Here is an 11,867-nt window from a genome sequence, read left to right on the forward strand (position 1 = left end):
TCAGCTGATCTGCCGCCGCCAAACATGCAGAACGTCCCCGCCGAGCGGGGTGCTGCGGGCCAGCGTGAACCGCGGCGCAGCACTCAGGTGACCGAGCCCCAGCGCGCCAATGGAGGGCAAGCCCTCGGCGCCAATGGCAACGCCTGCCGTAAAGCCGACCAGCTCATCCACCAGATCGGCCTCGATGAGGCTCGCGGCCAAAGCGCTGCCGCCTTCGCAGAAGACGCGGGTCAGACCATGGCCCGCCAGTTGGCGTAGCACGTCCGCCGGATCGAGCTGCCCGCCCGAGGCTGCGCAGGACAGCAGCGTGGCGCCCAGATCCTCCCAGGTCTGCATCAGCGTCGCGTCAGCGTCTTGCCCATGACAGAGGATCACCGGCACATCTTTCGCGGTGCGGGCAAAGGTGCTCATCAGCGGCAGATCAAGCCGTCGGCTGATCACCACGCGTGCCGGTTGCCAGGACGTGCCAAGCCCACGCACTGTCAGACTTGGGTCGTCCTTGCGGGCGGTGCCACCACCCACCATGACCGCATCATGGCGGGCCCGCAAGCCGTGCACATGCCGCCGTGCCTCCGGCCCAGTGATCCATTGGCTTTCGCCGGTTGCCGTTGCGATCCGGCCATCGAAACTGCTGGCAAGTTTGAGCGTGACGAAAGGTCGGTCCAGCTCGACCCGTGCAAAGAAACCGGCGTTGTCCTGCAGCGCTTCTTCCGCCATCACGCCGACATCGACACCGATGCCAGCGGCGCGCAGCATCTCGAGCCCTTCCCCGCTGACGCGCGGGTCTGGATCTCGGGTTGCGACGACTACGCGCGCGACACCCGCGTCAATCAGGGCCTGCGCACAGGGTGGCGTCTTGCCGTGATGTGCGCAGGGTTCCAGAGTCACATACACGTCCGCGCCCCTGGCCGCGGCCCCCGCCTGCGCAAGCGCTTCGGTTTCGGCATGGGGCCGCCCGCCGGGTTTCGTCCATCCGCGCCCGACGATCCGGCCTTGCCTGACAATCACGCAGCCAACGGCCGGGTTTGGCGCAGTACGTCCAAGCCCACGCCGCCCCAGAGACAGCGCAAGCGCCATGTATCGCGCGTCCGCGCTCACTCTTCTTCGGTTGGAACGTCGGGCCGCAACTCGCTGACGAATTTGTCGAAATCATCCGCCGCCTGGAAATTCTTGTAAACGCTGGCAAAGCGTACATACGCTACCGTATCGATCCGGGCGAGGGCCTCCATCACGATCTCACCGATGGTTTTGGAGGGGATATCCGTCTCGCCCATGCTCTCCAAACGGCGCACGATGCCCGAGATCATCTGGTCGATCCGCTCGGGATCAATCGGACGCTTCTGCATGGAAATCCGGATGGACCTCTCGAGCTTGTCGCGATCGAAATCCTCGCGTTTACCGTTGGATTTGATCACCACGAGGTCACGTAACTGAACCCGCTCGTAGGTGGTAAACCGCCCGCCACAGGCCGGACAGAAGCGCCGCCGTCGGATCGAAACATGATCTTCGGCCGGTCGGCTATCCTTTACCTGGGTGTCAATATTTCCGCAAAACGGGCAGCGCATCGGCCGTCCCCCTTTTTGTTATCCGCCTCATTTGTGGGATCGCCGCCCCACTTATCCACACTTATAGGCGACCGCCTAGGTTTTGGGTAGAGGGGAAATGCGCGCCCAGATATGGTAGGGCGGCGGACGCTCAGTCCGCGTGCAGAAATGACACGGCGACCCGCCGCTGATGCGGCCTGTCCCGATGCTCAAAGAGGTAGACACCTTGCCAGGTGCCCAAAGCCATCCGGCCATTCGTGACCGGGATGGACAGGTGCGTCGGCAGCAAAGCGGCCTTGATATGCGCGGGCATATCGTCGGGACCTTCGTAGGTATGGGTCAGATAGGACATCGACGGATCGGTTGCCGGGGGCACCAGCCTGGCGAAGAAATTGGCGAGATCAGTTTGCACCTCCGGGTCGGCGTTTTCCTGAATGAGCAGGCTCGCCGATGTGTGCTGGATGAAGAGCGTCAAAAGGCCAGAGCCGGTCACATAAGGCGCAAGCTGGTTCGTGATCTCGTAGAGCCCGTGCCCTCGGGTTGAAACTGTGATGCCAGCAGGCTCGTCAAAGCTCACTGAAAGATCCGCTCCCCCTGCTCGTCGATCACCTGCTTGGCTTTGCGGATGCACGCCTTCTGCGCCTCCTCCAAACCCTGCAGCGTGTCGGCGCGTACGAGATTGTGGCTGCGTGTCTCGCCATCCACCTCTTTCTCGATTGTTGCGGCCACGCGGTAGGTGTTGCCCTCGGCGATGGGCGTCGGTGTGATGCGGTATCCTTCGTACTCTTCTGCCGTGCTCTTCTTTTCCGCATCGCCACCGCTGCCGCCGAAAAGCCTCTTTAGAATTGACATCGCCCCGCCCCTCTAACTCAGGCCGCTGTCGTACCCAGGTCAGGCACCTCTAAGTGGCCGCTATATCTGATGATCAAGTGATTGTTGGGCCAAAAAGCACTGATGTCAAAACACAATCGACCAGCTCTGTCGCTGTATTCCGATGACCGGCTTTGCGGTGAGAGCAGGTATGGCAGCCGCACCCCGAAAAGCTTTGTCGCGGGCGTGCCAACGACGAGGCTTCCCGACTGCGCCGTAAGCGAAAGTAAACATGTGACGGGGCCAAAGGCCTCGCTCAGTTGCTGGGTCTCAGGATGAAAACGGATGACGGATCGGGTTTGATGACCATCAAATGAGCGGAGCCACTCTTCACCGTCTGGATGGCGCGAGACAGTGATCCTCAGCGGGACATTGACGCCCGGTGGCGGAAAGCCAGCCAGCGCGATGGCCCAGCGATTGAAGGCACCGTCTCCGTGCACGATGTCCACGCGCCCTTCAAACACGGCACGATCAGTTACAGCGTGAAAACGCTGCAGCGGCCGGGGAAGCGAAGCAATCGACGCCCCGAGCGCGCATGCGAAAGGGCTTGGTTCAGAAACCATCGGCCACAAAACGTCCCCGCAGCTCCGGGCCCGGCAACATACAGACCTCGGTCCGACCAAAGATGCGGTACCGATTGCGGGCGATCAGGTGATAGGCCGGATCTTTGACCACCGCGGGCAAGTATCGCAGGATCGAAAGCGCCCGCCACGGCAAGGCCAGTTGCGCCATGGCCATGCAGAACGCGTCGAGCCGCTGGTGTATGACCCCATCCACAATCACCAAATTCGTTTCAAAGTCATCCGTCGGGAGATCCAAGGCCGTGTAGAGTACCTGCCCCAAAGGCGATTGCGCCGTTGAATAGCGGAAGGTCGCACGCGCATCGTGCCGATACATGAAACTGAAAAATCCGGAGCAGAGCACGCAAACCCCGTCGAAAACGATCAGGTTGTCAGTGCCAATCGCGCTCTGCAGATCCGCAGGCAAATCGCTTACTTTTATTTTCGGAGCGCTGCCCATGTTAAAAGAATAGGCACGCCGGGACGCGAGCGCACCGGCGTCTATTGTCGCGGGTCACCGGACTTACTGATCCAGGAAACTCCGCAGCTTCCGCGACCGGCTTGGGTGCTTGAGCTTGCGCAGCGCCTTCGCCTCGATCTGGCGGATGCGTTCGCGGGTCACGCTGAACTGCTGGCCCACCTCTTCAAGCGTATGATCGGTGTTCATGCCAATCCCGAAGCGCATGCGCAACACACGCTCCTCGCGGGGGGTAAGAGATGCCAAAACGCGCGTCGTGGTCTCTTTGAGGTTTTCCTGAATGGCGCTGTCCAAAGGCAGCACCGCATTCTTGTCCTCAATGAAATCACCCAGCTGCGAATCTTCCTCGTCGCCAATCGGGGTCTCCAGCGAGATCGGCTCCTTGGCGATCTTCATCACCTTGCGGACCTTCTCCAGCGGCATCTGCAGCTTCTCGGCCAGCTCTTCCGGCGTCGGCTCGCGGCCGATCTCGTGCAGCATCTGGCGCCCTGTCCGGACCAGCTTGTTGATCGTCTCGATCATGTGAACCGGAATACGGATCGTGCGCGCCTGATCCGCGATGCTCCGCGTGATCGCCTGACGGATCCACCAGGTCGCATAGGTGGAGAACTTGTAGCCCCGGCGGTACTCAAATTTGTCCACCGCCTTCATCAGGCCGATGTTGCCTTCCTGAATAAGATCAAGGAATTGCAAGCCGCGGTTCGTATACTTCTTGGCAATCGAGATCACCAGGCGCAGGTTCGCCTCGACCATTTCCTTCTTGGCCTGCCGCGCCTCTTTCTCGCCCTTCTGAACCTGCTGCACGATGCGGCGGAATTCGGAGATGTCGAGGCCCACATACTGGCCGACCTGCGCCATATCGGTGCGCAGTTCCTCGACCTTGTCGGTCGAGCGCTCGATGAACATCTGCCAACCGCGGCCGGGCTTCTCGGCCATCCGCTCCATCCAGTTCGGATCGAGCTCATAACCGCGATATTCGTCGATAAACTCGCGCCGGTTGATCCGCGCCTGATCCGCCAGCTTCACCATCGAGCTGTCGATCTGCATGATCCGGCGGTTGATGCCGTAAAGCTGGTCGATCAGCGCTTCGATACGGTTGTTGTGCAGGTGCAGCTCATTCACCAGCAGCACAATCTCAGAGCGCAGCTTCTGATACAGCTCTTCGTCCGCTTCGCTGAAGGTCCCATCTTCGTTCAGCGTGGCTGATATGCGGCTGTCCTGCATTTCGCTCAGCTTCACATAGTCTTCGGCGATGGTGTCGAGCGCTTCGAGCACCTGCGGCTTCAGCGCGGCTTCCATCGCGGCCAGCGACATGTTGGCCTGATCGTCGTCATCGTCGTCATCGTCTTGCGCGATCGGGTTGCCATCGGCATCGAGCTCGGGGCCCTCGTCTTCTTTCTTGGCGGTGCTGCCATCAGCGGCCACGACGGGCTCGTCCACCGCGCCGTCTTCGTCCATCTGGTTGCCGAAGGTGGCCTCCAGATCGATAACATCACGCAGCAGAATGTCCTCGGACAGCAATTCGTCGCGCCAGATCGTGATCGCCTGGAAGGTCAGCGGGCTCTCGCAGAGCCCCGCGATCATCGTGTTGCGCCCCGCCTCGATGCGCTTGGCGATGGCAATCTCGCCCTCGCGCGACAGCAGTTCGACCGACCCCATCTCGCGCAGGTACATGCGCACCGGATCGTCGGTGCGGTCCAGCTTCTCGGAGGTGCCCGAACCGAGCGCGACCTCACGCGTGCCCTCGGTTGTCGTGAGTTCGGTCGAGCCCTTGGCCTCTTCCTCCTCAGCATCCTCGTCTTCGATGATATTGATGCCCATCTCGGACAGCATCGACATCACATCTTCGATCTGCTCCGAGCTCACCTGGTCCGGCGGCAGCACGGTGTTGAGCTGGTCGTAGGTGATGTAGCCCTTCTCCCGTGCCTCGCCGATCATCTTCTTCACGGCGGCCTGGCTCATGTCGAGAGAGTGGCCTGCGTCCTGATCGTCAGGTTTGGAGTCGGTGTTGCTGTCTTTGGCGGCCATTCAGTACTCCTCACGCGTCTGTCGATTCGCTTGCCCGAATCACTTGAGAATCATCTAGCTGTTTTGGGCGATTCGACCACCCATTTACCTTCTTTTTCTGGAGGTTTCCCGTTCAAATGTGGTTAACCGCCCGGTTTGTGGTGCTTTCCCGCACCACGCAACACCCGCAAATCTGCCGAATCGCGTGCCCTGATTCGGCTTTTGGCGCTGGTAAGGACCCGATGCCGTCACGATTTTCGCGGTTTTTCGATTTTGATCTGCCCAAGAAGATCATCCAGTTTTCGCCTTTCGTCACGGCTGAGCACCGCACCGTTGTCGGCAACATCGTATTCCGCCTTGTCCTCCTGACCGCTCCGCCGGGCCTTGTCCGCGGCCTGTGCGGCCTCTGACAGCCGCCATGTCAGCCCTTCGTCGGCAACCCCTTCGAGGTCTTCGACAGCCTCTGAAATCTCGGCATCAAGTCCACGGGCGCTTTGCAGCTTGGCCAGTTCCTCTGCAACGGTCATGCGCGCCTTCTCACTGTCCCCGGGGACACGGATGCACGGCACGATGGCGACATGGCGTTGAGACAGCAGGTTTTCAAGGGGTTCAGGCCCCAGAGTTTCGGAAATCCGCAGCCGCAGGGCCTCCGCATCCAGACCCATGTGGCGCAGGATCAGCGCGCGCAACTCCGCATGGACAGGATCGCTGCATCGCATCTGCTCCAGCCCGGATTCAAAGCGCTCGATCAGTTCGGGACAGGTCAGCAAAACAGCAAGGATAACCGCCTCGCGCAGATGCTCTGTGGTGCTCAGGTCATCGGCGACCGCCAGCACCGAGGCTTTCGTGGACGCCAGCGCAGAGGCCGGTGCGCCCGCCCAGCGGCGCCCATGCCCGCCACCGCGCGCCGCCGGTGCGCGGTTCGAGCGGAAGAGCTGCCAGCGCAAATCCTTGATTTCCTGGCCATAATGACTGCGGATCGACGGGTCTTTGATCAGCATGATCTTGTCCCGCAACGCCTTGTCGAGCGCAGCCTTGCGCTCCGGGCTGTCGAACACCTTCCCTTCGGTCTCGCGCTGCCAGAGCAGTTTGACCATTGGCAACGCATCGTCCAGCAGCTTTTGCAGCGCCGGCGCCCCGTCGGCGCGCAAGAGATCATCCGGGTCCTTGCCCGGCGGCATGATCGCAAAGCGCAGAGATTGCCCCGCCGCCAGCAAGGGCAGCGCCAGATCGATCAGCCGCATCGCCGCGCGCAGCCCTGCAGTGTCGCCATCCAGCGCCACAATCGGCTCGGGCGCGATCCGCCAGAGCATCTGCAACTGGCTCTCCGTGACAGCCGTGCCCAGAGGCGCCACCGCCGCCTCAAAGCCATGGGACGCGAGCGCGATGACGTCCATGTACCCTTCGGCCACGATCAACGGCTGCCCTTTGCCCGCAGCCGTGCGCGCAGGCCCGTGGTTGTAAAGACTGCGGCCCTTATCGAAGAGTGCCGTTTCGGGAGAGTTCAGATATTTGGCGTTGTCATTGGGGTCCATCGCCCGACCACCAAACGCAATCGCACGCCCCCGCGCATCGCGGATCGGAAAGATGATGCGCCCGCGGAAAGTGTCATAGGGTTTGCCGCCCTTGTTCGACGGCTTGGCGAGGCCCGCATCGAGGATCAGCTGATCCTCGACGTTCTTGCCCTTCAGATGGTCCCACAGGCCCTGCCATTGGTCCGGCGCAAAGCCGATCTCCCAGCGCTCGATCACCTCAGCATCGAGGCCCCGACGGTCGAGATAGGCGCGCGCCTCCGCTGCCACCCCAGTGTTGAGCTGCAGGCGGAAGAACTTGACCGCCTGCTCCATCACCTCGGCCAGTTGGCTGCGTTTGTCGGCTTTCTGCTGCGCTTGCGGATCCCGCGCGGGCATCGGCATCCCGGCCTCTCGCGCGAGGATTTCAACCGCTTCCATAAAGCCCACGTTCTCGCTCTCGCGCACGAAGGAAATCGCATCGCCCTTGGCGTGACAGCCAAAGCAATAGTAGAACCCCTTGCGGTCATCGACGTGGAAGCTGGCCGATTTCTCCTGATGAAACGGGCACGGCGCCCACATGTCGCCCTTGGCCTGATTGGATTTGCGCATGTCCCACATGACCTTGCGCCCGACCACCGAGGTCAGGCTCAAACGGGTGCGCAATTCATCGAGAAATCCGGGCGGCAGACTCATCCCGGAAGTATCCTTGCGCCAGCGAACAGAGTCCAGTGGCGCCGCCGCTCAATTCGCCCCAATCGGGGTCACTGCGCGAGGCAGGCCTCTTTCCAGACCGCCGCGAGATCGTTGTCGCGCACATCCTTGCGCGGCATCTCGTAAATCCAGGGTGTGACCAGCGGGATCGCGTTGTTGAACTTCTCGGGCCATGTTGGCTCACCGGCCAGCACCGTCTCTTCGACCTGCCGCTCTTTCACGCGGTCGAGCCGCGCTTGACGCACCGCCGCCACCACATCGGCCTGATAACCGCAGCTCACTTCCTTTTCGCTGTCAGCCAGCACCGGGGCCGCTGTCAGCGCCAAAGCTCCCGCCAGAACATAACGCATCATCTTGGTATCTCCGCCTCACTATCGTTTGGGCACAGTCTAGCCGCGCGCGGCGACGGCTTCCATAGCCTCTTTGAGGTCATGCGCGAGGGTCCGCGCCATCGAGCGAAAGACGAGGATCAGGAAGTTGTCCGGCCCCAGACGCGTGACCGACCCGTTCATGTGCTTGAGCAGCGTGCGCGCGCTGTAGCCTCGCTTGAAACTAACGCTGCGCAGATCAACCGGGACAAGCCGCGCCAGCACATCTTCCGCGGCCTCCCCCGAGACGGTCACCGAAGCCCAAGCGTCGGTCTGATCGGTCAGGGCTGCGTGGTCCGCCACCGACAGATCACACGGCGGACCAGCCAGCACCGCCATATCGCGACCGAACCAGATCGCCCGTGCCCCCTCCTTACCTGTGGCGCGATTGGCCTCCGGGAAGGCCATGCCATGCGCCGATTTCAACGCGTCTGACGTTGCTTTCATCTGGCCAGCAAAGGGCGCGACGGAGGTCAGGGTGCCGAGGTCGACCTCAACAACCTTCACGCTGCCGATCTCCAGCGGCAGCAGATCAGCACAGGCGCTTTTGGCAATCAGCTCACCCACGGGTCCGCCCTCCGTCCGAGTCAACGAAGACCGGATCACAGATTTCCACCTCGGCCTCCAAGCCACGCATGTGATCAACACAGCGGATCACCTCGCCCACACGCTCCGGCCCGCGCTGCAGGAACCCAAGCGCGATGTGATGCCCCAGTGTCGGCGAGAAAGCGACAGACGTCGTATACCCAAGGCTGTTCTCGCGCGTCATGGCAACGTCTTGGTCAAAGAGATGTGCGCCTGCACTCAACTCCGGATCGCCGCTCACCGGCTTCAGCCCGACAAGCCGTTCGCGGTTGGGATCGACGAGCCCCTCGCGCGCGGCCATGGTCTGGCCGATGCAGTCTTTCTTGGCACTCACCATCCGCGCAAACCCGATGTCGAAGGCTGTCGTCCGACCATGGATCTCCGCATGCGTGATATGCCCCTTTTCGATCCGCAGCACGTTCAGCGCTTCCATTCCATAGGCCCCGCCGCCCACGCTCTCCGCGCGCGCAACCAACAGCTTGAAAAGGCTGTCGCCATAGCGCGCCGGGACAGCCACCTCATAAGCATGCTCGCCGGAAAAGGAGATGCGGAACAGCCGACCCGCCACACCGCAGATCGTGGCCGGACCACAGGCCATGAACGGCCAGCTTTCGTTATCAATGGGGTCGTCCAAGAGCCCGTTCAGCACCTCGCGTGACTTCGGACCCGCCACCGCGAACTGCGCCCATTGTTCAGTGACAGAGGTAAAGCGTACATCGAGATGCGGGCACAGCGCCTGATGCACGAATTCGAGATGCCGCATCACCGCGCCCGCAGCCGCTGTTGTGGTGGTCATGACAAAATGCTGATCGCCCAGCCGCGCAGTCGTGCCGTCATCCATTACGAAGCCATCGTCGCGCAGCATCAACCCATAGCGCACGCGGCCCACTTTCAACGTCGAGAAGGTGTTGGTGTAGACGAAGTCCAGAAGCTCCGCCGCCCCCGACCCCTGAATGTCGATCTTGCCGAGGGTTGAAACGTCGCAGATGCCGACAACATTGCGCACATAGCCCACTTCGCGGTCACAGGACTCGCGCCAGTGGCTCTCGCCGTCCTGCGGAAAATAGCTCGGCCGATACCACAGCCCCGCTTCGATCATCGGTGCCCCCCGCGCCACGCTTTCGATGTGCGAGGTCGTGAACCGCTGCGGCGCAAAGCCAATACCCTGTGCCCCCGCGCCAAATGTCGCGAGCGATACGGGCGAGAACGGCGGGCGGAAGGTCGTCGTACCAGTCTCCGGAATACCGCGCCCCGTCGCATCGGCCAGCACAGCAAGGGCACCCACGTTGGAGTTCTTCCCCTGGTCCGTGGCCATGCCCTGCGTGGTATAGCGCTTCATATGCTCGACCGAGCGGAAGTTCTCGGTCGCGGCCTGTTTGACGTCCTTCACCGTGACGTCGTTCTGAAAATCGAGCCACGCCCGCCCTGTGCCCGGCACCGCCCAAAGGGGAGAGAGCCCATAGGCCGCATCCTCCGCATCGGGGACCATCGCGCCGCGCGGCAACTTCAGACCGAGGGCTTTCAACGCTGTCTTCGCCGCCTCGGCGCCCGCCATCAAGCACGCCTTTGTGCTGAAATCCCCGTTGCACGCCCCGACCGCGACCAGCCCTGGAATGCTCTCGGGTGTCGGGACGAAGCTCGCGATGTCGTCGCGCCAGATGGGTCGCCCGTTCATATGGCAGGTCAGATGTACCGTGGGGTTCCACCCGCCCGACATCGCGAGGCAATCCACCTCGATCTCCTTGCTGCCGCTCGCGGTCTTGACCGAAATGCGTTTGAGGCCCAACCGTCCAGCACTCCCGGTCACCAGCGCGCCTGCATAGACAGGATAATCGGCGCCCGCGATCTGCGCGTCCGCCCGACTGTCGATCAGTGCAGCGATCTCAACCCCGGCCTCATGCAGGTCCACCGCCGTGCGATGCGCATCATCATTGTTGCCGAATACCGCAACGCGCTGTCCCGGGCTGACGCCCCAGCGGTTGAGATAGGCGCGCACCGCGCCCGCCGTCATGATCCCCGGCCGGTCGTTGTTCTCGAAGGCCACAGGCCGCTCAATCGCACCCGCCGCCAGGATCGCGTGTTTCGCCACGATCCGCCAGAAGGTCTCGAGCACCGCCCCACCGGTCGGTCGACCTCTGTGCCCATTCACCCGCTCGACGGCGGCGTAGGTCCCATGGTCGTAGGCGCCGACGACCGCTGTGCGGGTCAGCAGCCGCACGTTGTCCATCGCGCTCAGTTCAGCTACGGCCTGCGCGGCCCAGTCGGCCCCTGGCAGTCCATCGACCACAAATGTCTCGGCATTGAGCCGCCCGCCGCACAGGCTGTCCTCCTCCACCAACAGCACGTCGGCGCCTGCGCGCCCCGCCGTCAGAGCGGCCATGAGCCCCGCCGGGCCGGACCCGATCACCAGAAGATCGCAGAAGGCATAGGCTTTCTCGGACGGATCCGGATTATGCGCACCACTCAACGCGCCGAGGCCCGCCGCCCGCCGGATGATCGGCTCATAGAGCCGCTCCCAGAAGCCGCGCGGCCACATGAATGTCTTGTAGTAAAATCCCGCGCCCAGAAACGGCCAGGCCAGATCATTGATGGCCATCACATCCGTGCTCAGGGACGGCCAGGCGTTCTGGGCCCGCGCATCGAGCCCATCGTAGATCTCCTGCACGGTCGCACGCACATTCGGCTCCTGCGCCGCCCCGCGCCCGATGGTCACAAGCGCATTCGGCTCCTCGCTCCCCGCGCTCAGCACGCCCCGCGGGCGGTGATACTTGAACGACCGGCCCATCAGCCGCACGCCCTTGGCCAGCAGAGCCGAGGCCAAGGTGTCACCCGCATAGCCGGTATGGCCGATCCCCTCGAACTGGAACCGCACCGGTTTCGACCGGTCCACCAGCCCCTTGCCATCAACCCTCACGACCGCGCCTCCGCCGTCTCCAGCGCCAGCGACACCTCATGCACCTCGTGGGTGGCAGTGTTACGCTCGACGACCAGCCATGCCCCGCAGCCCGCCTCATGATGCCAAAGCTCACGCCGAACGCCCGGAGGGTTGTCGCGCAGATGCACATAGTCGTCCCAGGCCTCCGCGCCCGCGTCTGGCGCAGGCCGCTCCAGAGCCACCGCATCGCCCTGGTAATAGAACTCCCGGCGATCCCGTTCGCCACAGATCGGACAGGTCAGCCGCATGGGCGCGTCCCCGCCTTCACCCTTCCAGAAATACTCATACGAAAGCG

The 11,867-nt window shown here is 62.7% G+C and carries 12 protein-coding genes; all 12 read right to left on the reverse strand.

What is annotated here, in order from left to right; all coding sequences use genetic code 11:
• The 12 genes from ribD to ACVC7O_RS14275 all read right to left on the reverse strand — a co-directional run bounded on the left by ribD (nt 1) and on the right by ACVC7O_RS14275 (nt 11,820).
• On the reverse strand, nt 1-1,077 hold the full coding sequence (gene ribD / locus ACVC7O_RS14220; protein WP_458326098.1) for a bifunctional diaminohydroxyphosphoribosylaminopyrimidine deaminase/5-amino-6-(5-phosphoribosylamino)uracil reductase RibD: 1,077 nt from the start codon (nt 1,075-1,077) through the stop codon (nt 1-3).
• A 17-nt stretch (nt 1,078-1,094) separates the two neighbouring features.
• A complete protein-coding gene (gene nrdR / locus ACVC7O_RS14225; RefSeq protein ID WP_458322773.1) occupies nt 1,095-1,565 on the reverse strand; it encodes a transcriptional regulator NrdR in 471 nt (156 codons plus the stop codon).
• Nucleotides 1,566-1,695: 130 nt separating this feature from the next.
• A complete protein-coding gene (locus ACVC7O_RS14230) occupies nt 1,696-2,121 on the reverse strand; it encodes a secondary thiamine-phosphate synthase enzyme YjbQ (RefSeq protein ID WP_458322774.1) in 426 nt (141 codons plus the stop codon).
• Nucleotides 2,118-2,396, reverse strand: a complete 279-nt coding sequence (locus ACVC7O_RS14235; RefSeq protein ID WP_458322775.1) for an HlyU family transcriptional regulator — start codon at nt 2,394-2,396, stop codon at nt 2,118-2,120. Before ACVC7O_RS14235 ends, ACVC7O_RS14230 begins: the two co-directional genes overlap by 4 nt.
• 17 nt (nt 2,397-2,413) lie before the next feature.
• On the reverse strand, nt 2,414-2,878 hold the full coding sequence (locus ACVC7O_RS14240) for a DUF4166 domain-containing protein (RefSeq protein ID WP_458322776.1): 465 nt from the start codon (nt 2,876-2,878) through the stop codon (nt 2,414-2,416).
• Nucleotides 2,879-2,966: 88 nt separating this feature from the next.
• The gene (locus ACVC7O_RS14245) at nt 2,967-3,401 is read right to left on the reverse strand and encodes a thiol-disulfide oxidoreductase DCC family protein (RefSeq protein ID WP_458322777.1); all 435 of its coding nucleotides are present in this window, start codon (nt 3,399-3,401) and stop codon (nt 2,967-2,969) included.
• 96 nt (nt 3,402-3,497) lie between these two features.
• The gene (gene rpoD, locus ACVC7O_RS14250) at nt 3,498-5,480 is read right to left on the reverse strand and encodes an RNA polymerase sigma factor RpoD (RefSeq protein ID WP_458322778.1); all 1,983 of its coding nucleotides are present in this window, start codon (nt 5,478-5,480) and stop codon (nt 3,498-3,500) included.
• Between the two features lie 227 nt (nt 5,481-5,707).
• Nucleotides 5,708-7,666 (reverse strand): DNA primase, encoded by a 1,959-nt coding sequence (dnaG, locus tag ACVC7O_RS14255; RefSeq protein ID WP_458322779.1) that lies wholly within the window; start codon nt 7,664-7,666, stop codon nt 5,708-5,710.
• Between the two features lie 68 nt (nt 7,667-7,734).
• Nucleotides 7,735-8,037: a hypothetical protein gene (locus ACVC7O_RS14260; RefSeq protein ID WP_458322780.1), complete on the reverse strand. Its 303-nt coding sequence runs from the start codon at nt 8,035-8,037 to the stop codon at nt 7,735-7,737.
• A gap of 36 nt (nt 8,038-8,073) precedes the next feature.
• A complete protein-coding gene (locus ACVC7O_RS14265; RefSeq protein ID WP_458322781.1) occupies nt 8,074-8,619 on the reverse strand; it encodes a sarcosine oxidase subunit gamma in 546 nt (181 codons plus the stop codon).
• Nucleotides 8,612-11,551 (reverse strand): sarcosine oxidase subunit alpha family protein, encoded by a 2,940-nt coding sequence (locus ACVC7O_RS14270; RefSeq protein WP_458322782.1) that lies wholly within the window; start codon nt 11,549-11,551, stop codon nt 8,612-8,614. Before ACVC7O_RS14270 ends, ACVC7O_RS14265 begins: the two co-directional genes overlap by 8 nt.
• Entirely contained in the window at nt 11,548-11,820 is a 273-nt protein-coding gene (locus ACVC7O_RS14275; protein WP_458322783.1) for a sarcosine oxidase subunit delta, read from the reverse strand. Before ACVC7O_RS14275 ends, ACVC7O_RS14270 begins: the two co-directional genes overlap by 4 nt.
• Between the last annotated feature and the right edge of the window lie 47 nt (nt 11,821-11,867).

This window comes from Roseobacter cerffii (assembly GCF_054226325.1).